We start from the raw sequence: 22816 nt of genomic DNA, 5'->3' as shown, positions 1-22816 counted from the left end.
AGAAACAACAAAATATAGATTTGTTTATTTGGTTATCGCTATTGTTGCGATGTTGAGTTTGGGTACTCCTAAATCTTTTAATGCCAGACTGCAGGCTTCGAGTGTGGCTCCTGTTGTGACCAAATCGTCGACCAGCAAAACCTGCTTATCCTTCAAATCTGATTTTCCTACCACATAAAAATGGTTTTGAACGACTTCCGTTCTGGCCAGTCTGTTTTTAAACACCTGAGTTTTAGAATTGGACTTCCTTTTAAGAACACCATCATTATAGGTTGCCGAAAGCTTATCAGCAATAGCTCTTCCAAAACCCTCTACCTGGTTGTAGCCTCGCTCACGCATACGTTGGCTATGGAGCGGAACAGGAATGACGATATCGATTTTACTCTGCCAGCCTGCTTCCAGGAGTATCTGCCCTAACCATTCCCCCAGATGAAAACTCAGCTCTTCATTGCCTTTGTACTTAAGGTCATGAATTAAATTTTGAATAATTCCTTTCTTTTCAAAATAAAATAAACTCGCCGCCTGATCGACAAGGACCCGGCCGTAAAGGATTTTATGCAAATCGTGGTCCCCGTCAAAAAAGTTGGGGTAGAGCGGCAGTTCATTCCTGCAGAATGTACACATGAACGGTTCATCCTTCAATAAGACTGCATCACAGCAGGCGCACAGCTTGGGAAATAAGAAGTTTTTAAAATCCTGAAGCATCTGATAATGAAATGACTGAATAAAGTTAATTAAAAAATAGACGTCTTGATTTATTAGACCAAATCAACTGAAAGTATTTATTTGCTATTTATTTGACACATTTAAGGCTAATTGATTCGAAAAGACGGCCAATTTACGAATCAATATCATGTTATACTTTGCGCTTCTTAGCGTGATTTCTTGGTGAGCTTTGCGTGAAATTAAATTCTGATTAGGTATTAGTGCTAAAAAGCAATTATAAAGCTGATATCCCCCTAATAATTTATCCCCTAAACCTCCAAATAAAGCCTTGTTTTTATACTTTTGCGGTATGGCACAAGAACAGGACAAATTCAAACAGGTTATCTCCCATGCCAAAGAGTATGGGTATATTTTTTCTTCCAGCGAAATCTACGACGGCTTAAGTGCTGTTTATGATTACGGGCAAAACGGTGTAGAGCTCAAAAACAACATCAAAGCCTATTGGTGGAAGAGTATGGTTCAACTCCATGAAGAGATTGTGGGCTTAGACGCCGCTATCCTGATGCACCCCAACACCTGGAAAGCTTCAGGACATGTGGACGCGTTCAACGATCCCATGATTGATAACAAGGATTCAAAAAAACGCTACCGTGCCGATGTGCTGGTTGAAGATTATGTCGAAAAACTGGAGCAAAAGGCGCAAAAAGAAATCGCTAAAGCCAAAAAACGCTTTGGAGATCAGTTTGATGAACAGGAATTTGTGACGACACATCCTCGGGTGGTCAAATACAGAACACAGTCCAAGGAAATTCTGGCGCGCCTTGCAAAATCCCTTACCGATGAGGATCTTGATGATGTGAAGGCATTGATTGAAGAGTTAGAAATAGCATGTCCTGTGAGCGGTTCCAGAGACTGGACCAATGTAAAGCAGTTCAATTTAATGTTTGGAACCAAGCTGGGGGCTTCTGCAGAATCGGCTTCAGATCTGTATTTAAGACCCGAAACCGCACAGGGGATTTTTGTGAATTTCTCCAATGTGCAAAAAACAGGCCGTATGAAGGTCCCTTTTGGTATCGCTCAGATTGGAAAAGCCTTCAGAAATGAAATTGTAGCCAGACAGTTTATCTTTCGTCAGCGTGAGTTTGAACAAATGGAAATGCAATACTTTGTAAGACCCGGAGAGGAACTCAAATGGTTTGAGCACTGGAAGGAAGTCCGAACCAAGTGGCATCAGTCTTTAGGCCTTGGCGAAGAAAATTACAGATTTCACGATCACGAAAAAATGGCGCATTATGCCAATGCAGCTACCGATATAGAGTTCAATTTTCCCTTTGGTTTTAAAGAACTCGAAGGCATTCACTCCAGAACAGACTTCGACCTGAAAGCTCACGAAAACCTGTCCGGAAAAAAACTTCAGTTTTACGATCCGGAATTGGGTGAAAACTATGTGCCCTACGTCATTGAAACCTCGATTGGTTTGGATAGAATGTTTCTGGCTGTTTTTTCCAGTGCTTTACAGGAAGAAACCCTGGAGGATGGAAGTACCCGAACGGTTTTAAAAATTCCTTCCATACTGGCTCCGGTAAAAGCGGCAATTTTTCCTTTACTCAAAAAAGACGGCCTGCCGGAAATCGCTCAACGCATTTTGAAAGATCTACAATGGGATTTCAACGTGATTTATGATGAAAAAGACGCTGTAGGAAGGCGTTACAGAAGGCAGGATGCCGCAGGTACCCCGTTTTGTATTACAGTAGATCACGACACCAAAGAAGACCAGTGTGTGACTATAAGACATCGCGATACCATGGAACAAAAACGCGTTCCGATCACTGAAGTAAAAGCCATTATTCAAAAAGATATCGATTTTAGAACCTGGCTGGATTTTTAAAAACTCCTAAATATATTAGACTATTTCAAAACTAACTTAAGACTAAGCCATTTATTAACCGTGTTTTAACAAGGAAACCCTTGAATTAGCATTAGATTTGTGTTAAATCAAAAAAATAATAATAAAATGGCAAATAATACAGGAAATACAATCTTAGCATTGTTAACAGGAACAGCAGTTGGTGTAGGTTTAGGATTATTATACGCTCCACAAAGTGGTGAAAAAACAAGAAAACAGCTTAGAGATGAAGCTGATCACCTGCAAGATAACTTGAATAAAAAATACAAGGAGACGTCTTCTCATCTGTCAGAGTTTGCTTCAGAAGCAAAAAAAACCCTTGAGGAAAAGTTAGATAAAACCTTTTCAACGGTGAATAACAAAGCAGACGATATGCTTAAGTCCCTTGAAGGAGAGCTTGGAGAACTCAGAAAGAAAAACGCTGAGCTACAGAAAGAGTTGAAAAAGAAATAAATCACTTTAATATTCTTCATGAAGAATTCTCTAGGCAATCATTTTGAAAATTTTACTCAAGATACTAAAGAAGCGATAAACCATTCCTTAGACTATTATAAATTAGATCTTCTTAAAAAGACGGCTTTAAGTTTAATTACGGGAGGTCAGTTTATTATTAAAATCGGAATATTAGTTTTAGTTCTGCTTTTTCTATCCATTGGCTTATCATTTCTCATTGGAAACCAGTTGGGATCTGTTTCTTACGGTTTTTTTATCGTGGGAGGAGTTTATATTATAATCCTTATACTAGTTAATTTACTTGGTAAAAAACTTTTAGAAAAGCCTGTTTTAAAATTTTTAAATAAGATTCTGAATTCTGGCGATAAGCTGGATGAAGAGTTAAGGCAGGATTTGACAAAATCTTCAGATTTATGAAAAGGTATAATTCCATCAGAGAAATTGATAAAGATTTAAAAATATTAAAGCTTGAAGTTGAAATTAGTAAGCAGAAGGCCAATATAGATTTGGCATACATCAAAAGAGCTTTATCATTTTCTAATATCGCAGCAGAATTGATTGCTTATTTTGGGCAAAAAACAGTTTATGCCAGAATAGGAACTCAGATTTTACGCAAATTTGGTTTATAAACTATTCGGTTAAAACGAATAAAAAGCGGCTTGAAAATCATATTTTCAAGCCGCTTTTTGTTGATTAAAGGTTTGGGTTACTTACTTCTTTCCCGGTTTTCCTTCCTCCATAGCTTTGCGCTCTTTACGCTCATTTTGCTTTTTCATCTCCTCACCAATCTGACTGGAGGCAGTGAACGAGGCTATCATATCATTCAGCATATTACTGCCTGCCTCCGGAGCATTGGGTAATAAGATCAAATTGGAATTGGTTTGGCTCCCGACTGACTGTAAGGTATCGTAATGCTGTGTGACCACGATCAGGGCTGAAGCTTCCTGAGAATTGATTCCCACATTGTTTAAGACCTCAACACTTTCTTCCAGACCCCGGGCGATTTCCCTTCGCTGATCGGCAATACCCTGACCCTGTAAACGTTTGCTTTCGGCTTCCGCTCTGGCTACAGCCACAATCTTGATGCGTTCGGCTTCGCCTTCAAATTCAGCAGCCACTTTTTCCCGCTCTGAGGCGTTTATTCTGTTCATAGAATCTTTTACCTTGTCGTCCGGATCGATGTCGGTGACAAGCGTTCTTATGATGTCATAACCGTAATCAAGCATGGCATCATTCAACTCTGTCTTCACAGCATTGGCGATATCATCTTTACGCTCAAACACGTCGTCCAGTTTCATTTTAGGAACTTCGGCTCTTACCACATCAAAAACATAGGATGTGATCTGCGCACTTGGGCTTTCCAGCTTATAAAAAGCATCATAAATTTTAGCCCGGGTCACCTGATACTGCACCGACACCTTCAGGTGTACAAACACGTCATCTTTGGTTTTGGTTTCCACATTGACGTCCAGCTGCTGGATTTTCAAATTAATCCGCCCTGCAATTTTATCAATTATCGGAATTTTGAAATGCAATCCTGAATTCCGGATGCTTAAAAATTTACCAAAACGCTCTACAAGTGCAGCGGTTTGTTGCTTAACTGTAAAAACACCGCTTATAAGGATGAAAAAAGCAATCACCACCATAAAAATACCTACTATTGATCCCATATTAAATTGTTTAATTATTCACTAAAAATAGACCTTTTTAGTCTATTAATGCTTCTTTATTTTTCAAAAATCAGGACAATTCTTCAATGGCAAAGTTGAGCCTGGAAATGCTTTCCTCTTTACCGATAGATGCCGCGATATGAAATACATCCGGACCACGCATCGCACCTACCAGTGCCAGACGCAACGGCTGCATAATTTTTCCGAAACCAAGATCCTGAGTGTTGATCCAGTCCTTGACTTCAGACTGAACGTGGCTTTGAGAAAAATCGTCAAGACCTTCCAGTTTTCCAATTAAAGCCCGCATCCATTCCTGGGAATCCTTTTTCCAGGCTTTCTTGGCAGATTTGGGTTCAAATACGGTTGGAGCTTCAAAATAGAAAAAAGACAATTCCCAAAATTCTGAAACGAAGGTCGCGCGCTCTCTTATTGTGTTGATGACCTCCTGCACATAGGTTTTATCGGGATAAATTCCTTTTTGAGCCAGGACAGGCAAAAACTGATCTACCAGTTCTTCAACGGGGCGCTCCTGCAAATAATGGTGCTGAAACCAGTCTGTTTTTTCAGGATCGAATTTTGCACCTGATTTATGCACCCGGGTCAACTCAAACTTTTCAGCCATCTCTTCAAGAGAAAAGAATTCCTGATCGGTCCCGTCGTTCCAGCCCAGAAGAGCCAGCATATTGGTTAAGGTTTCCGGCAAGTAACCTTCCTCACGGTAACCCGCAGATATATTTCCTGTTTCCGGGTCTTTCCATTCGATAGGAAACACAGGAAATCCAAGCTGGTCGCCATCACGTTTACTCAGTTTTCCTTTGCCGCTGGGTTTTAGAATCAAAGGCAAATGTGCAAATTTTGGTACGTCCCAGCCAAAAGCCTCGTATAAAGACACGTGAAGTGGTAGGGAAGGCAACCATTCTTCACCACGAATCACGTGAGTGATGCGCATCAAATGGTCATCTACAATATTGGCCAGATGATAGGTAGGCATGCCATCGCTTTTGAAGAGTATTTTATCGTCCAGAACTTCGGTATCCACTTCGATATACCCGCGTATTTCGTCGTGAAGTTCCAGAGTTTTATGGGCTTCAGTTTTAAAACGGATGACATAGTTTTGCTTTTCGGCTAATTTAGCTTTAAGCGCATCGGCAGATAAATTCAAAGAATTATTAAGCCCGCCTCTATTCTTTGGACCATAGCTGAATTTAGTGCCCTGCTGCTCGGCTTCTTTCCGTTTGGCGTCAAGTTCGTCTTCGGTATCGAAAGCATAATACGCACGGCCGTTATCGATAAGTTTATCGACGTACTCCTCGTAGATCGCCTTGCGCTCACTTTGTTTGTAAGGACCGCAGTCTCCGGGCTTTTCAGGCCCTTCATCGTAAGGGATGTTACACCAGTTCAGGCTTTCCTTGATGTAATCTTCCGCACCTTCTACAAATCTGTTTTGGTCGGTATCTTCAATTCTTAACAGGAAATCACCACCATGTTTTTTGGCAAACAGGTAATTATATAAAGCCGTTCTTAGGCCACCGATGTGCAGCGGGCCGGTTGGACTTGGTGCAAATCTTACTCTTACTTTCGTATCCATTTGTCTGTTTTTTCACAAAGATAAAATATATTGATGTTCACCACTAAGGAAATACCGGTTAAGGTCAATTGAACTTCAAAGCAGGGGCCAATCAAATAAAAGCGTATATTTATTCAGTTGCAAACAAAACCAAAACTTATGAAACCCACTCAACTATTCACCAGCCTGATGCTCTGCTGTGTGGTAAGCCTTTTCAGTAGTGAAGAAGCCGCTGCTCAGGTAGAATTTGAGCTCAAACCTTCCCAGAGCATGAGCATCACCGGCAAAGGCCCGGGCCAGGATGCCGCTAACAATCCTTTTGAAGGCCAGGATTGCATCGTTCAGGTGGAAAACATCGGAGACATAGCCTTTGCCGTCAGAACGCAGCAGAAAGGTCAAAAAAACCTCAAAACCCAAACTGTAGAACCCGGGACCTCCCAAAATATTGACTTGCCCAAAAGCTATGAGCTGTACCTGGATACCAGCAGCGAAGGACTGGCAAAAGCCAGGTTAAACTTTAAACAGGATGACAACTAGTGGCCAGACATTCCGCCAACTGTGACTGCTCAGGTTAATTTTTTATTCTAAAAAGTGAGCTGGCTTTGAGGTTATGTATAAATTAAAAAAGCTCAACAATATAACCTTATATTTGTTAAATTAATAAGAAAAAAGGGCAAGTATTAGCATAACTTTAATAAAAACATCTATATTTAGTAAAAATATATTCAAGTTTTGAATTTTGTGGGCCAAAATATCAGAAAAATACGGGTTCAAAAAGGCTTCTCTCAGGAATATATGGCAGAAACTTTAGGTATAACTCAGCCGACCTACGCTCGTTTAGAAAAAGACGATCATCGTATCAGTATAGTGCGACTGCTTCAGATTGCCCAGCAACTGGAAACCAATGTCAGTGAATTGATTGGACAAAAGGCTAAGGAACTCAATCTAAAAAATGACAACACGCATCAGGCCAAGTCAAATCCCTATTTAGATAACAAAGAATACATAAGTACCTTAAAAGGTGAAGTTGCTTTTTTAAGGGAGCTACTGCAAAAGTTTCGAGGTTGAATTTCTGCTTTACTTTAGTATGATTTTTCAATTCAGTTTAAGGGTTTTTAAAACACGAGTTCTTCAGGATAATCTCTAAGCTTAAAAAGCCGTTGGATTATAAAGGCAAGATCTCTTTCCAATACGAGCTATAAAAATTAGAAGTTTTTAAAAGCTACTGATGGGTGCCGTTTAAGGTAACGGATTTATGCTTTAAAACCGCAACTCTGTCCGCTATTTTTGGTACAATATTCAACCTGTGGATAATAAAAAATACGGCTATCTCCTGCTTTATTTTAGCAATGCAGTTTAAAGCAAAATTTTCTGTACGCCTGTCCATAGCAGACCTAAACTCATCTAAAATCAAAAACAAGCTTTGTAATAAATTAAAGCCACTATTGAATATATACCTCGTTTTATTAACCCAGCATTATTACTCCTTCTTACTCTTTTTAATTAATTTCAGAATTAGAGCTATAACAATTATAGCAAGTAATAAATATTGCAATATGAGAAACTCATCATTTTTATCGAAAACTTGTATCAACAAAATAATGGCTAAAAAAATATAAAATAAATATTTTATTTTCATTGTTAATTAATATCATTTTTTACCAGCCCATACATTCTGAATAATCTGCATCTGCATCACTAGCACAAATACCCGCAACAACCCCCGACACAAAAAATCCGACTAGATAGCCTGTACCACCTGTAAATGCACCTACAGCTAATGAAGCACCCATGGATATTGCGGCATTCCTTTTACATCTAGAGAGTGCCTTAACCCAAGTTTCTTTACAACTATCACTGCTTTTATTGCTCAGAAACTGAATCAGTTTTTTGTCTATTTCAACTGTTATCATATTCTCAATTTCATTTTTATTGAGATTTTTTAAATCTGGATTACTATTTATGAAATTAAGGTTATTATAATATATTTTTAAAAATAATTCTGAAATAACATTAGATTGCTGAAAATTTGCATTTACTAAAGTACCTATTATTTCTTCAGGTTTTGAATTTTCCGATATAGATTTTGATTTTTTAGACATCGACTTTAAAAAAGATTCTTTGTCAATATTACGCTCACTTTCTAGCAGAATCATAAGCTCAGTAGTTAGTTTTAAATGTTCTTCAATATAATTTGATAAACTTAGCTTTTCGTTTGTATCAATAATCTCATCATCGTATTGGCTACAAGAGATTAATAAAACTAATGATGCAAGAAACATAGTAAAATATGACTTTCTTAATGTTTTTAAAATATCCATAATTTTTGATTTTTGTAAAGTCATTTATACAGCGACTTTACTTTTTATAATAATTTTTTACTCTTTCGATTTTCAATAACTCGGTCTACTTTTCTTTTACATCGGTTTCAACTTTCACATTTTCCGACTTTGGATGGTCAGTCCATTTTTGACCGTTACGTTGATTAAATGTGGTATAACAGATTTATAAAGCCTTTATGCTGCTTCATGAGATGGTTTCCGGCATCATAAATCAAAACATGAGGAGTAGTTCCAATACCGTAGTGGAAAGCCATAGTGCTATTGAAGTCATGAGTGATAAGGGTTGAGGGTTGATAAAAAAGGGTCCTGTTCCGTATAGGCTTTTAGTATGTTGAGGGGGCTGCTCCGAGATTCCTACAATTTTTAGATTTTAACGCCTTACTCACCAGTTTTAAGTCTTCCATTTGATAAGCACAGTAGGTACATTCCATATCCATAACTACGAGCCGCTTTATACCGTCTAGCTGATTTTCATTCAACTCATCTAAGGGTATTTCCGGTAAGTTCAAAAGCGCTTTTTCTTTGGCTTTCTTGCTGTCATGCAGGTTGAAGAACGAATAAATCAGGACTAAAATCAGCTTCTTAACATGTTTCCTTTGTACCATATCAACTCACGTTTAGGGTAAAGAACATCACGACCAGAATCCAGATCATTGAAAATAATGCCTTTCAAAAAACCTGGCATAACTCACTTCCCTCTCTGTAAAAAACACGCCAAATTCAAGATCAGTTAAGTATTGATGACATACAAAACTAGCTGAACCTTGAGCATTATCTTATTCAAATAGTGAATAAACTATTTACAAAACCTATAAGTTTATATAAGATTTGAATTTATTATGCAAATAGTTTAATAAAAGATGAATTATAAGCCTCTTCCCATAGCAGGCATTTATCTTAAAATTCATTACTTTTCTGCTTTATAAAACACAGAAGTGATGAAAAAATTTAAATTATGCAGCCTACTGATTGCTGTATTAGCCGTTAGCAGCCTTGCATTTGCTCAGGAAGACAAGGAGAAGGACAGTATTAAAAAGGCTACCAAAGACTTGCCGCTGGAGCCGGAAAGAAGCATCGCGTTCAAAACCAACGAGGGCACCTGGCTTTCTCTGGATATCAGCCCGGATGGACAGACCCTTATTTTTGATATGATGGGAGATTTGTACACACTCCCGGTGTCTGGGGGTAAGGCGACCAAAATTACCGAAGGCATGCCTTATGATGTGCATCCAAAATTTACCCCGGATGGAAAATCCATCGTTTTTATCTCCGATAAAAGCGGTTCTGATAACATCTGGACCATGGATTTGGAGTCTAAAGAGATGACTCAAATCACTAAGGACAACAATCAAAATTACTTTTCTGCAGACTGGACTCCGGATGGGGAATACCTTGTAGGGGCCAAAGGAAGGAGAAATATAAAGCTGCATATCTTTCACAGAGAGGGCGGTTCTGGTGCTCAGCTCATCGACAAGCCGGAGAATCTAAAAACCACAGACCCTGCCGTTAGCCCTGACGGTAAACTGATTTACTTTTCTCAAAGAAAATCGGCCTGGAATTACAATGCTCAGTTTCCCCAGTATCAAATCGGGACTTACGATCTGGAGGACGGCGATATGGCCACCATTACCTCCAGATACGGCTCAGCATTTACACCCACCTTATCACCGGATGGAAAGTGGCTGGTGTATGGAACGCGCTTCGAGACTGAAACAGGTTTGGTGAGGAGAAATCTTCAAACCGGGGACGAAGAATGGCTGGCTTATCCTGTACAAAGAGATGAACAGGAATCTATTGCCCCGCTAGGTGTCTATCCTGCCATGACCTTCACTCCAGACAGCAAGCATTTAATAGCTTCTTATGGTGGTAAGATTCATAACATAGATATTATGTCAAAAACGGCTTCGGAAATTCCTTTTGAAGTGGATCTGAAACTGGAATTAGGTCCCAGACTAAAATTCAATTATCCGATCCAAGATGATAAAGAAGCCTTTGCCACTCAAATTCGAGATGCTGTGCCTTCGCCTGACGGGAAACAACTCGCTTTCACTGCACTCAATAGATTATACGTCATGGAGCTGCCTGACGGTCAACCCAAAAGACTGACTGAAAATGAGTTTACTGAAGCGATGCCGGTCTGGTCTCCTGATGGCAAACAAATTGTTTTTACAACCTGGGAAGAAACAGAAGGAGGACACTTGTACAAAGTGAATTCCAATGGCAGAGGAAAGCTGGTAAAGCTTACACAGAATCCGGCACTTTACCTGGATCCGGCCTGGTCGTATACTCAAGACAGAATTGTATTCAGCCGGGGAGCAAATCAGGTCTATAAAGATGCGGTGGACCCCTTTGGTTCTTTGATGATGGAGGATCTGGCCTGGATTTCAACCGAAGGCGGAGAAGTGAATTTGATAGATAAGGCCAAAGGCCGGAATACGCCGCATTTCACAAAAGAAGAAGACCGGATTTATTTAAACCAAGGTTCCAAAGGCTTGATTTCAATCCGATGGGACGGGACCGATCAAAAAGAGCATTTACAGTTGACCGGGATAACCACCTATGGGTCTTCCGTGGATATGACCCATGCCCATGACGGCACTCACAACCTTCTGCCGAATACTGCGAAAGAGAAAAACAAACCCTCTACACCTTCAGAAATAAGAATTTCTCCGGATGGAACTTCCGCTTTAGCGAAAATTGCAAATGATGTATATACGGTGACTCTTCCAAAATATGGACAAACCCCTAAGATTTCTGTCGCAAAAGCCGATAAAGCAGCTTTTCCTGCCATGAAACTGACCGTGATGGGAGGTGAATTTCCCAGCTGGTCCGCAGACAGCAAAAACGTGCACTGGTCTCTGGGTGCCAGTCATTTTATCTATAATTTACAGGAAGGAAAAGCTTATGCCGATAGTCTCGCAACGGCTAAAAAAGAAGCTGAAGAGATGAAGAAAAAAGACTCTAAAGAAGAGGATTCTGAGAAGGAGGAGGTTAAGGAAAAAGAGGATGAGAAAGAGGATGAAAAAGAAGACGAGGCCTACACCGCTAAAGAACTTAAAATAAAAGTCGGTTTTGAAAAAGATAGTCCTGAAGGCATTATCGTATTGAAAAACGCAAGGGTGATCACCATGACCGATCAGGGGGTTATTGAACATGGCGATATTCTTATCGAGAATAATCGTATCAAAGCGGTGGGAAAAACCGGATCCATACCTGTGCCAGAAGGCGCAAAAACCATCGACGCTACAGGAAAAACCATCACCCCGGGTTTTATAGATACGCATGCTCACATGTGGCCTAACTGGGGCTTACATAAAAATCAGGTTTGGATTTATTCTGCAAATCTGGCTTATGGTGTGACTACCACGCGAGATCCACAAACGGCAACTACAGACGTTCTGACCTATTCTGATATGGTGAGTTCAGGAGCAATACACGGACCTAGAGTTTACAGCACCGGACCAGGAGTTGGGTATTGGATGTATAACATAAAATCTTTGAAGCATGCCAAAGAGGTTTTAAAACAATATAGCGAATACTATGATACCAAAAGCATAAAAATGTATCTGGCTGGAAATCGCAAGCAGCGCCAATGGATCCTGATGGCAGCCAAGGAACTGGAATTAATGCCGACCACGGAAGGCGGTCTGGATTACAAATTGAATATGACTCAATTACTGGATGGCTATCCGGGTCATGAGCACAGTTTACCAATCGTAGGCATTTATAAAGATGCTGTTCAAACCATAGCAGAATCAAAAATGGCCGTGACACCCACGCTTTTGGTTTCTTACGGTGGTCCCTGGGCAGAAGAATTCTATTACGCGACCGAGGAGCCTTACCATGATGACAAGCTGCAGTATTTCACACCCTACAAAGAACTTGCAAAAAAGGCTCGCCGAAGAGGGGCCTGGTTCATGAAAGAAGAACATGTTTTTCCTAAACATGCCAAATTCATGAAAGATCTTGTGGAAGCAGGTGGACTCGCAGGAGTAGGGAGTCATGGTCAATTACAGGGACTCGGTTTCCATTGGGAATTATGGTCGATGGCGAGCGGTGGCATGAGCACTATGGATGCTTTAAGAACAGCTACTATCTTGGGTGCAGAAGCTCTCGGTTTGGAAGGGGATCTGGGGAGTATAGCGGATGGTAAACTGGCAGATTTACTCCTTATGGATAAGAATCCTTTAGAGGAAATACGAAACTCTAACACCCTGACTCATGTGATTAAGAATGGCAGAGTATATGATGCCGATAATCTGGATGAAATTGCGCCTAACGAGAAAAAAGCGGAAGCTTTTGAATGGCAAACCAAAAGACCGGAAAATCTGCCCGGCGTCCAAAAAGAGTAGAAAGCAAATTGAGATTAACCTAATGCAAAAGGTTCTGATTTGAAATCAGAACCTTTTTTTGTGCGCATTACAAAACTTTTCTTCTCGTTAAAAATTGACAAGTCTTTAAAAATAAGCAGGTTAATTGGTAACTTAGCAAGTTATACCAAAGCCAGAGTACAGGAGCATGCAGCATTATAAAATCATAGAAGACAAATTAGAACGCTTTATCCAAAAGTTCTACACCAATCTTTTAATCAAGGGGACCTTGCTCTTTGTGGGATTGAGTCTGTTGCTTTTCATTTTTGGTGCTGCCCTGGAATATGTTCTGTGGTTCGATTCGGGGATCAGGACGCTTTTATTCTGGACGCTAGTCGCGGCTGAAGCCGTGCTGCTTTTCAAACTGATTTTGATACCGGCCAGTCAGCTGTTCAAATTGTCTAAAGGTATCGATTTCACGGAAGCGTCTTCGCAGATCGGCAGTCACTTTCCGGAAGTGAATGACAAACTCAAAAACATCCTTCAGCTCAAAGCGCAAGGAGCCGATGACGAACTGGTCCTTGCCAGTATAGAGCAAAAATCCAAAACACTCAAAAGCATTCCGTTTCAACTGGCAATCGACTTTCGACAAAACCTCAGGTACCTTAGACTTTTAATCCTACCCGGTTTGGTTTTACTGGCGATTTGGATTTCGGGTCTGGGCGATTCGTTTTCTTACAGCTATGAACGCATCGTCAATTACAATACCGCTTATGCAGCACCGGCGCCCTTTCAATTTTCGATTATGAACAGGAACCTGGATGCCAAAAAGGGGAAATCTTTTCAGCTGAAGGTTGGGACCATAGGCGAGGTAAAGCCGGAGGATGTGTTTATCTCCATCGCTGGAAAAGAAACGAGGCTTCAGGAAAAGGCGGGCCTATATACCTATACCTTTAAAAATGTTTCTGAAGCCCAGGAATTTCAGCTAAAAGCCAATCAGGTAACTTCAAGATTATACCGGCTGAATGCCCTGGATATTCCACTGATCAGAGACATGAAAATGAACCTGGATTATCCGGACTATACGACTAAAAAAAACAAAACCATCTCGGGAACCGGAAACCTTTCAGTGCCTGAAGGAACTCAAGTTGAATGGATCATCTCGACAGAAACGACAGACCAGGTCCAATTTATAAGCGAAACGGACAGCCTGACGTTTGATGTCGAAAACGCGGAGTTTAGTCTGAAACAAATTCAGAATAAAAATAAGAACTACGCGATAGCGACCTCCAATGCCAATTTCAAAAACTATGATGTTTTAAATTATTCCATCGAAGTCATAGCAGATGAGTTCCCCAAGCTGGTCGTGGAACGAAAACAAGACAGCCTGATGACGGAGCAGTCGTATTTCTTCGGAAAACTAAGCGATGATTACGGGCTAAGCAAACTGGTTTTAGTGTATTATACTCCTGATAATCAGAATGATAAGTCGGTAGTAAACCTTCCCTTGTCCAAAAGCAACTATGCTGAGTTTTCCTATGCCTTCCCCAATGAAGATCTGGAATTGCAGGCGGGTACCTCTTACGAATATTACTTTGAAGTCTATGATAATGATGCCGTGAATGGTAGAAAATCCAAGGCCTCCGACGTCTTTTCGTATCGTGAAAAAACGCGTCTTGAAAAATCTTCAGACAATTTGAAACGCCAGGACAGCTCTGTTGAAAAATTAAGTGAAACTCTGGAAAAGCGCAAAACAAACGAAGAATTAGAAGAACTTCAAAACAGGCAAAAGAAGAATAGCAAACTGGATTACACCGAAAAACAAAAGCTGGATAATTTCATTCAACGTCAAAAGCAGCAATTGCAAATGATGAAGAATTACAGCGAGCGGCTGAAGGAGGATTTTAAAAAAATGGATGCTGAAGAGCAGAATCAGGAAAAAGAAAATCTGGAAAACAGGCTGGAAAAAAATCAGGAGCAGATTGAAAAAAATCAGAAACTTCTGGAAGAGCTGGAAAAGCTAAAGGACCAGATCAATCAGGAAGAACTGAATGAAAAGCTGGAGTCTTTTGACCGGGAATCCAAAAAGCAGGAGAAAAATCTCGAGCAGCTTCTGGAACTAACCAAGCGGTTTTATGTTGAAAAAAAGACTGAAAAGCTGGCTGAGCAATTAGAAAATTTAGCCGAAAAACAGAATGAATTATCTGCTGCTGAAGAAAACACCTCTAAGGCTCAGGAGGATTTAAATAAAGAATTTGATCAGCTCAAAGAAGAACTGAAGAAACTCGATGAAAAAAATGAATCTTTAAAAGCTCCAATGGAGGTTGGGAAAGATGAGGAATTAACGGATGAGATCGACAGGAATCAAGAGGAGGCGAAAGAAAAGCTGGAATCTTCGGAAGCTGAAAAAGAAAATGCTGAGCAAGAAAAATCCAGCAAAACGGAGGCCCGGCAAAAGCAGAAAAAAGCCGCTCAGAACATGAAACGTCTCTCTCAGAAAATGATGAAAGCTATGACTTCTTCCGGGATGCAGCAGCAGGTGGAAGATGCTGAGATGCTAAGACAAATCCTGGATAATCTGATTGTATTTTCAATAGAACAGGAAAGCCTGATGGAAGAATTTAAAGGCATTTCCAATTCCAATCCGGCTTACGCCTCCAAGCTAAAAAGACAAGCCGAATTGAGGGAGAACTTTAAGCATGTGGATGATAGTTTATATGCCCTTGCCATGCGTACGCCCATGATAAAGGAAACGGTAAACAATACGATTTCTGATATCAATTTCAACATTGAAAAATCCCTGGAACGCCTGGCAGAAAACGAGGTAAGAATGGGCACAGGAAGTCAGCAGTACACCATGATGTATGCGAACGATTTATCCAATATGCTGGACAGTGCTCTGGACCAGATGCAAAATCAAATGAATGGTTCTGGCAAGGGTAAACCAAAACCGGGACAGGGACAAGCCGGAGAACAACTGTCGGATATCATCAAATCCCACCAAGAATTGGAGAAGCAGATGCAGCAGGGACAGTCCAAAGCAGGGCAGGAACGAGAACAGGGAAAGGAAGGCCAGGAATCCAGCGAAGGAAACAGCGAAGGTGAAAAGGGCCAGCAGCAAGAAGGCAAGCCGGCTCAGCAGGAACAAATGAGCGGTGAGATTTATGAAATCTACAAACAGCAGCAGGAACTGCGAAATCGCCTGGAAAACAGAATTGAACAGCTGGGATTGAAAGAGAATTCTGGAGAACTGGAGAAGAGTCTGGATCGCCTGGAACAGGAATTGCTGATGAAAGGATTCAGCAGTGATTTGCTAAAGCAAATGGAAGAGGTGAATCATCAGCTTTTAAAACTCGAAAAAGCGGCAAATCGGCAGGGGCAGGATGACGAGCGTGAAGCTGAAACCCGCCAAAAAGACTTCAACTCTTCGTCTTCGGACTGGAAAGAAAAGGCTAAAGAATATTTTAACACAACAGAGATTTTAAACCGACAACAATTACCTTTGCAGCCTGAATATAAAAAACTGATTAATATCTACTTCAATGGAAAGTCCGATTAACTTTTATAGCAAAACAGACTTTGAATTGCCCTATAAAGAAAGGCATGAAAACTGGCTAACCTCTGTAGTAAAAAGCGAGGGAAAAGAAGCGGGTGAACTTGGGTATATTTTTTGTAGTGATATCGATTTGTTGGAAATCAATGAGACCTATTTAAATCATGATACCTTCACGGATATTATCACTTTTGACTATTCGGAAGAGGAATTCATTTCAGCTGAAATTTATATCAGTATAGACCGGGTTAAAGAAAACGCCGGAACCTTCAACGTAGAATTTGAAGAGGAATTGAGAAGAGTCATGGTTCACGGGGTTTTACATTGTTGTGGATATAGCGATTCTTCTGAAGAGTTGAAAGCTGAAATGAGAGCTTTAGAAAATAAAAAATTAGAATTGTTCCACGTGGAACACAAATAGAAGTTATGTTTAAAGATAGGTATGATGTTATTGTAGTAGGAGCGGGTCACGCAGGAAGCGAGGCAGCAGCGGCAGCAGCAAACATGGGCAGCAGCACCTTGCTGGTGACTATGAATCTGCAAAATATAGCACAGATGTCTTGCAATCCGGCGATGGGCGGTATTGCGAAGGGGCAGATCCTGAGAGAAATTGATGCGCTTGGAGGTTACAGCGGAATCGTGTCTGACACGAGTGCTATACAGTTTAAAATGCTGAATAAATCCAAAGGGCCGGCGATGTGGAGTCCAAGGGTTCAAAGCGACAGAATGCTGTTTTCTCAGCACTGGAGAGAACGCCTGGAACAAACCGAAAATCTGGATTTCTACCAGGAAATGGTGTCGGGACTGATCGTTGAGAATCATGTAATCCGTGGTGTAAAAACCTCTTTGGGATTAAAGATAAAAGCGAAAACGGTTATACTGACCAACGGAACCTTTCTGAATGGATTAATCCATATTGGCGATAAAAACTTTGGCGGTGGCAGAGCAGGAGAACGAGCGTCTTTTGGAATAACGAAAGAACTTGAAGATCTAGGCTTTGAAGCAGGACGAATGAAAACAGGAACGCCACCTCGAGTGGATGGAAGATCCTTGGATTTTTCTAAAATGGAAGAACAGCCAGGAGATGAAAAACCCTGGAAATTTTCTTATTCGAAAGAAACTCAACCTTTAACAAAACAAAGAAGTTGCTGGATGTCATATACCTCACCTGAGGTGCATGAATTACTGAAAGAAGGATTTGACAGGTCACCCATGTTTAATGGAGCCATTCAAAGTACAGGGCCTAGATATTGCCCAAGTATAGAAGATAAAATTCATCGCTTTGCGGATAAAGACAGGCATCAGATGTTTGTAGAGCCTGAGGGCTGGAATACGGTGGAATATTACGTCAACGGATTTTCAACCTCCCTGCCGGAGGACGTTCAGTATAAAGCTTTAAAGCAATGTGCGGGATTTGAAAACGTAAAGTTTTTCAGGCCGGGCTATGCCATAGAGTACGATTATTTTCCGCCTACGCAATTAAGACATACGCTTGAAACCAAACTGGTAGACGGTTTATACTTTGCCGGACAAATCAATGGCACCACAGGATACGAGGAAGCGGCTTCACAAGGATTGATGGCCGGTATAAACGCCGCCTTAAAAGTTCAGGAAAAAGAAGAATTTACCCTATCCAGAAGCGAGGCTTACATCGGTGTGTTAATCGATGATCTGATTACGAAAGGAACAGAGGAACCTTACAGGATGTTCACCTCAAGGGCAGAATACCGAACTTTACTCAGACAGGATAATGCCGATTTTAGACTAACCGCAAAGGCTTTTGACATTGGACTTGCGACTAAGGAGCGCATGCAACTGATGGAGGATAAAAAAGAAAAGTCGGAGGCCTTCGTTGAGTTTTTCAAAAACCAGAGTGTCACCACCGAAGAAATCAACCCCATTCTAGAGGCTAAAGATTCCTCCAAAGTCGATCAGCAAGGCAAATTATTTAAGGTGTTTGCCCGACCAAACATCACGATGGAGGACATGCGTAAACTGGAGAGCGTAGAAAACTTTATACAGACGCATGAACTGGACAATGAAGTTTTGGAACAGGTAGAGGTACAGGTAAAATATGCAGGTTATATTGAAAAAGAAAAGCTGAATGCCGATAAATTGAATCGTCTCGAAAACGTAAAAATTCCGGAACATTTTGACTATACTGCTTTAAAATCCATGTCCTTTGAAGCCCGGGAAAAACTAACGAAAATTAAACCGAGGACGGTATCTCAGGCTTCAAGAGTAAGTGGCGTCAATCCGAGCGATGTTTCTGTACTTTTAGTACACATGGGAAGATAATGTTCCACGTGGAACAATGCATATGGAAGTATCCGAATTAAACATAAAAGACGAAGCCTATACCCAAGAAGAATTCAGTTTGAAACCTGATAAAAACGGGGTTTTACAAACCAGCCCTAAACCATCGGGTCTTTCTAAATATTATGAATTTGGGGGTTATATCTCGCATCGGTCCGAACCAAAAACCTTAATTCACAACATCTATAATCTGGTAAAAAACCAGATGTTCAAAACTAAATTCAAATGTTTAACCTCGTATTCGAACGCGATTGAAACCGTGTTGGATTTTGGATGCGGAACCGGGGAGTTTGTTACTTATCTAAAAAAGAAGGGGGTTGCAGCTGAAGGTATAGAACCTACAAGTCTGGCTTATCAGAAGGCCAGACAAAAAAACATACAAGTCTACAAGAGCCTCTCTGAAACCAAATCGAATTACGATGCCATAACGCTGTTTCACGTGTTGGAACATGTAGACGATTATGAAACCACAATCGAGGAACTTGTATTAAAATTAAATACAAAAGGCCTTTTACTTATCGCTGTTCCCAATTATAAATCCTATGATGCAAATTATTATAAGGAGAAATGGGCCGCCTGGGATGTGCCCAGACATCTGTGGCATTTCAACAGAACAAATATAAAAGAGCTGGCACAACGACACAATTTAGAATTAATCAAAATAACACCGATGCCATTTGATGCCTTTTATATTTCCATGGTTTCTGAATCTTATAAGTCAAATTCTAAATTAAAAGGGATTTTGACAGGCCTGATTTCAAATTTAAAAGCCATGAGCACGAAAGAGTACTCATCCAACCTGTTCCTGCTTCAAAAGAAGGCTTAGACGGCCTTAAACACCAGTGGGGAGTATAATTTGTCCTCTAAAAAGATAAAATCGCTTAGAATGAATAAAAAGGGGGCTGTATTTATAAGATAAACTTATAGATAAAAAATTTAAGATAGTATTTTATGATTGAAATAATTTCATTGCCCTCTGCCATCTTTTTTTACATTTGCCTAAACAAAATATATCATGAAAAAAATAATTTTAAGCTTAGCTGTAATTACCTCATTAATGTCTTGTACGCAGGATAAATCTGCCTATGTAGATAATACCGTTTTGATTCAGGATTACTATAAGATGAAAACCACAGAAGCCAGATTTGAGAAAAAAAGTCAGGCTTTATCTCAGGAGTTAGATTCTGTTGCTAAAGAATTTCAACAGGAAGTTCAGGAATTTCAAGAAGGTATGGGAAGAATGTCCGCAAAACAGAAAGAACAGAGACAAAGTGAATTGATGAAAAAGCAGCAAATGCTTCAGCAGCAACAACAGATGAAAAGTCAGATGTTAAGACAGGAAAGTGACCAGGCGATTGACTCCATCATTTCAGAAGTTAAAGATTATGTTGCAGAGTACGGAAAGGAAAGAAATTATGCTTTTATTTTTGGATCTAATGAATCGGCAAATATCATGTATGCCAAGGAAGGATTAGATATTACAGAAGATATCCTGGAGAGAATGAATGCTGGACAGGAAACTAAAGAAGAAGCAGAAGAAGAAGAAGAAGAAACTACAGAGAACTAATACAGAGCATAAGCTCTGCATATTTTAAAGCCACCCGCCTAGCGGGTGGCTTTATTTTTTGTGGAAAAAACGCGTTAACTGAAACGACAAATCGGAGAAAATCAGCTTGGCGTTTCCATTGCGTTCCACGTGAAAAATAGCGGTTTCCAAAACTGCAAAGATTTCAGGAATATTGGCTCCTGAAATAAATTCTGAAAATTTATCAAACTTAAATTGTGTATCGTAAGGAGTTAGATAAACCAAAGACTTAGCCTTATAATTATTCAGCAAGGCCTGGCGAAAGAACTGAATGCAGTAGTTGAGAAAGCGCTTCTGTGTTTCCCGGGTTTCAGCGGCCAGCTGGTCCGACCAGTCCAGGAGGTCACTCACGACCTGTTTGTTGCCTTTTGCTCTAAAAGCACTTCTGACCCAGACGATAAACCATTTTTCGAATTGCTCATCGTCAGAATTATGTTCTGCCAGATGCAGGGCTTTGGAAAAACTTCCATCGGCCTGCTGAGAAATTTTAACCGCTTCGTTTTCTGAGATATCAAATTTGGAGAGCAGACCTTCCACAAGATCTGCCTCACCAAGCGGAGGAAAACCCAGGCTTTGGCATCTGGAACGAATGGTCTGCAGGATATCTTCAGGCGAGTCGGTAATTAAAATAAAATAGGTGTTCTTGGGCGGCTCTTCAATCAGTTTTAAAAGTTTATTGGAAGCGGCTGTATTCATCTTGTCTGCGCACCAGACAATCATCACTTTTGGTCCGCCTTCATAAGCTTTCAGGGATAGCGATTTAACAACATTTGCCGCTTCATCAACATTGATAGAACCTTGCTTTTTCTCAATACCAATTTGCATATACCAGTCATATAAGGTCTGGTATGGGTTGTCTAATACAAAAGATCTGAATTCGGAAATAAAATCCTTGGAAACGGGTTTGGAGGGCGAACTGGCTGTCTTGTTTATAGGGTATACAAAATGCAGATCGGGATGTGTAAGTTGATCCATGAAGTTCACAATCGAGGATTCCCGCTGAGCGGGAGAGTGATGAATCATCAGTTCTCGGGCAAAGGCAATGGCCATAGGCAGAGTGCCGGAACCTGTGGGTCCGGTAAACAACTGCGCATGGGGAACCCTGTTGTTTTTTAAACTATTTCTCAAATGGTTTTTGAGGTGTTCTAATCCAAGAATGCTTTCGAAAGTCATAAGGCTAAAATAACAAAGCTATGAGCCTTTTGAAAGATTAATTCATTAAATTTGAAGTTAATTCAGAAAAAACGAGAGATGAATACCATTAATGATTTCAACTTTAAAAATAAAAAAGCATTAATACGTGTAGACTTTAATGTACCCGTAAATAAAGCCTTTGAAGTAGAAGACAAGAGTCGCATTGAAGGGGCTAAACCAACGATTATTAAAATTCTTGAAGACGGTGGAAGCGCTATTTTAATGTCGCACCTGGGCAGGCCCGAAGGCAAGGAAGAAAAATATTCCTTAAAACACATACGCTCAGCCGTTTCTGAGGTGCTTGGCGTACAGGTCAAGTTTATTGAAGATTGTATAGGAAAAACAGTTGAAGAAGCCGCTGAAGCTTTGAAACCCGGTGAAATTCTTCTCCTGGAAAATCTTAGATTTTATCCTGAAGAAAAGAAAGGAGACGAAGAGTTTGCTAAAAAACTTTCAGGTCTGGGAGATATTTATGTAAACGATGCCTTCGGGACCGCTCACAGAGCGCATGCCTCTACAACCATAGTCGCTAAATTTTTTGAAGACAAGGCCATGGGCCTTCTTCTTCAAAAGGAAATAGAAAGCCTGGATAAAGTCCTGAATTCTTCAGAGAAGCCGGTTACAGCTATACTTGGCGGCGCTAAAGTTTCTTCAAAAATTACGGTAATCGAAAATATTTTACCTAAGGTAGATCACCTGATCATTGGTGGCGGGATGGCCTTTACCTTTATAAAAGCACAGGGAGGACGTATTGGTGAATCTCTTGTAGAGGAGGATTTACAGGACATGGCCCTTGATATTTTGAAAAAAGCTAAAGAACAGAATGTACAGATTCATTTGCCTGTAGATAGTGTGGTGACACAGGAGTTCGATAATGATTCTGAAACCAGAATTGAAGATATCCAAGCTATTTCTGAAGGCTGGATGGGACTGGATGCTGGTCCAAAATCCAGGGCACATTTTGCTGAAGTGATTAAGGAGTCCAAAATCATCCTGTGGAACGGACCTTTGGGTGTTTTCGAAATGGATACCTTTTCTAAGGGAACCATTGCCCTTGCCGAGGCAATAGCACAAGCCACTGAAAACGGAGCTTTTTCATTAGTGGGTGGTGGAGACAGTGTATCGGCAGCCAAGAAATTTGGTTTCGATACCAAAGTGAGTTACGTATCAACAGGAGGAGGAGCTATGCTGGAAATGCTGGAAGGTAAAAGCCTGCCCGGTATTGACGCTTTAAAATAAAAACATATTTTTTAT

19 protein-coding genes are annotated in these 22816 nt (G+C 40.4%); 13 read left to right on the top strand and 6 right to left on the bottom strand.

Translation table 11 applies throughout. The features are described from left to right. Positions 1-24: 24 nt before the first annotated feature. The gene (locus G3567_RS02430) at positions 25-705 is read right to left on the bottom strand and encodes a ComF family protein (RefSeq protein ID WP_164003723.1); all 681 of its coding nucleotides are present in this window, start codon (positions 703-705) and stop codon (positions 25-27) included. Between the two features lie 310 nt (positions 706-1015). On the opposite strand from G3567_RS02430, the gene G3567_RS02425 reads away from it, so the two are divergent. The 4 genes from G3567_RS02425 to G3567_RS02410 all read left to right on the top strand — a co-directional run bounded on the left by G3567_RS02425 (position 1016) and on the right by G3567_RS02410 (position 3654). Beyond that, the gene (locus G3567_RS02425) at positions 1016-2554 is read left to right on the top strand and encodes a glycine--tRNA ligase (RefSeq protein ID WP_164003722.1); all 1539 of its coding nucleotides are present in this window, start codon (positions 1016-1018) and stop codon (positions 2552-2554) included. 126 nt (positions 2555-2680) lie between these two features. Next, a complete protein-coding gene (locus G3567_RS02420) occupies positions 2681-3025 on the top strand; it encodes a YtxH domain-containing protein (protein ID WP_164003720.1) in 345 nt (114 codons plus the stop codon). 18 nt (positions 3026-3043) lie between these two features. Further along, a complete protein-coding gene (locus tag G3567_RS02415) occupies positions 3044-3442 on the top strand; it encodes a phage holin family protein (RefSeq protein WP_164003718.1) in 399 nt (132 codons plus the stop codon). Further along, on the top strand, positions 3439-3654 hold the full coding sequence (locus G3567_RS02410) for a DUF6327 family protein (RefSeq protein ID WP_164003716.1): 216 nt from the start codon (positions 3439-3441) through the stop codon (positions 3652-3654). The genes G3567_RS02415 and G3567_RS02410 overlap by 4 nt, the downstream gene beginning before the upstream one ends. An 81-nt stretch (positions 3655-3735) precedes the next feature. On the opposite strand, the gene G3567_RS02405 is transcribed toward G3567_RS02410, so the two are convergent. Then, the gene (locus tag G3567_RS02405; RefSeq protein WP_164003714.1) at positions 3736-4695 is read right to left on the bottom strand and encodes an SPFH domain-containing protein; all 960 of its coding nucleotides are present in this window, start codon (positions 4693-4695) and stop codon (positions 3736-3738) included. A 70-nt stretch (positions 4696-4765) separates the two neighbouring features. Next, a complete protein-coding gene (gene gltX / locus G3567_RS02400; RefSeq protein WP_164003712.1) occupies positions 4766-6283 on the bottom strand; it encodes a glutamate--tRNA ligase in 1518 nt (505 codons plus the stop codon). Positions 6284-6421: 138 nt separating this feature from the next. On the opposite strand from gltX, the gene G3567_RS02395 reads away from it, so the two are divergent. Next, positions 6422-6799, top strand: a complete 378-nt coding sequence (locus tag G3567_RS02395) for a hypothetical protein (protein WP_164003710.1) — start codon at positions 6422-6424, stop codon at positions 6797-6799. A gap of 204 nt (positions 6800-7003) precedes the next feature. Further along, entirely contained in the window at positions 7004-7330 is a 327-nt protein-coding gene (locus tag G3567_RS02390) for a helix-turn-helix domain-containing protein (protein ID WP_164003708.1), read from the top strand. 590 nt (positions 7331-7920) lie between these two features. Here G3567_RS02390 and G3567_RS02385 read toward each other — a convergent pair. Beyond that, positions 7921-8583 (bottom strand): biotin transporter BioY, encoded by a 663-nt coding sequence (locus G3567_RS02385; RefSeq protein WP_164003707.1) that lies wholly within the window; start codon positions 8581-8583, stop codon positions 7921-7923. A 344-nt stretch (positions 8584-8927) separates the two neighbouring features. Next, positions 8928-9209 carry a hypothetical protein gene (locus G3567_RS02380; RefSeq protein WP_164003705.1) on the bottom strand — a complete coding sequence of 94 codons (282 nt, stop codon included), beginning with the start codon at positions 9207-9209 and terminating at the stop codon, positions 8928-8930. A gap of 333 nt (positions 9210-9542) precedes the next feature. On the opposite strand from G3567_RS02380, the gene G3567_RS02375 reads away from it, so the two are divergent. From G3567_RS02375 to G3567_RS02350, 6 genes are all read left to right on the top strand, one after another. After that, complete coding sequence (locus tag G3567_RS02375) at positions 9543-12956, top strand: amidohydrolase family protein (RefSeq protein ID WP_164003702.1); 3414 nt, start codon at positions 9543-9545, stop codon at positions 12954-12956. 166 nt (positions 12957-13122) lie between these two features. Continuing rightward, positions 13123-16473 carry a DUF4175 family protein gene (locus tag G3567_RS02370; protein WP_164003700.1) on the top strand — a complete coding sequence of 1117 codons (3351 nt, stop codon included), beginning with the start codon at positions 13123-13125 and terminating at the stop codon, positions 16471-16473. Further along, positions 16457-16888: an rRNA maturation RNase YbeY gene (gene ybeY / locus G3567_RS02365; RefSeq protein ID WP_164003698.1), complete on the top strand. Its 432-nt coding sequence runs from the start codon at positions 16457-16459 to the stop codon at positions 16886-16888. Before G3567_RS02370 ends, ybeY begins: the two co-directional genes overlap by 17 nt. Positions 16889-16893: 5 nt before the next feature. Then, the gene (gene mnmG, locus G3567_RS02360) at positions 16894-18765 is read left to right on the top strand and encodes a tRNA uridine-5-carboxymethylaminomethyl(34) synthesis enzyme MnmG (RefSeq protein ID WP_164003697.1); all 1872 of its coding nucleotides are present in this window, start codon (positions 16894-16896) and stop codon (positions 18763-18765) included. 22 nt (positions 18766-18787) lie between these two features. Next, the gene (locus G3567_RS02355; protein ID WP_235923438.1) at positions 18788-19609 is read left to right on the top strand and encodes a class I SAM-dependent methyltransferase; all 822 of its coding nucleotides are present in this window, start codon (positions 18788-18790) and stop codon (positions 19607-19609) included. 189 nt (positions 19610-19798) lie between these two features. Beyond that, positions 19799-20350, top strand: coding sequence for an OmpH family outer membrane protein (locus G3567_RS02350; protein WP_164003695.1), 552 nt, complete (start codon positions 19799-19801; stop codon positions 20348-20350). Positions 20351-20401: 51 nt separating this feature from the next. On the opposite strand, the gene G3567_RS02345 is transcribed toward G3567_RS02350, so the two are convergent. Then, on the bottom strand, positions 20402-21541 hold the full coding sequence (locus G3567_RS02345) for a DNA polymerase III subunit (RefSeq protein WP_164003694.1): 1140 nt from the start codon (positions 21539-21541) through the stop codon (positions 20402-20404). A 78-nt stretch (positions 21542-21619) separates the two neighbouring features. On the opposite strand from G3567_RS02345, the gene G3567_RS02340 reads away from it, so the two are divergent. Beyond that, positions 21620-22801: a phosphoglycerate kinase gene (locus tag G3567_RS02340; RefSeq protein WP_164003693.1), complete on the top strand. Its 1182-nt coding sequence runs from the start codon at positions 21620-21622 to the stop codon at positions 22799-22801. The last annotated feature ends 15 nt before the right edge of the window (positions 22802-22816 follow it).

This window comes from Psychroflexus aurantiacus, assembly GCF_010820555.1.
GTDB lineage: Bacteria > Bacteroidota > Bacteroidia > Flavobacteriales > Flavobacteriaceae > Psychroflexus > Psychroflexus aurantiacus.
Note: the sequence above shows the minus strand (reverse complement) of the source record. Positions and strands in the feature narration are given on the sequence as shown.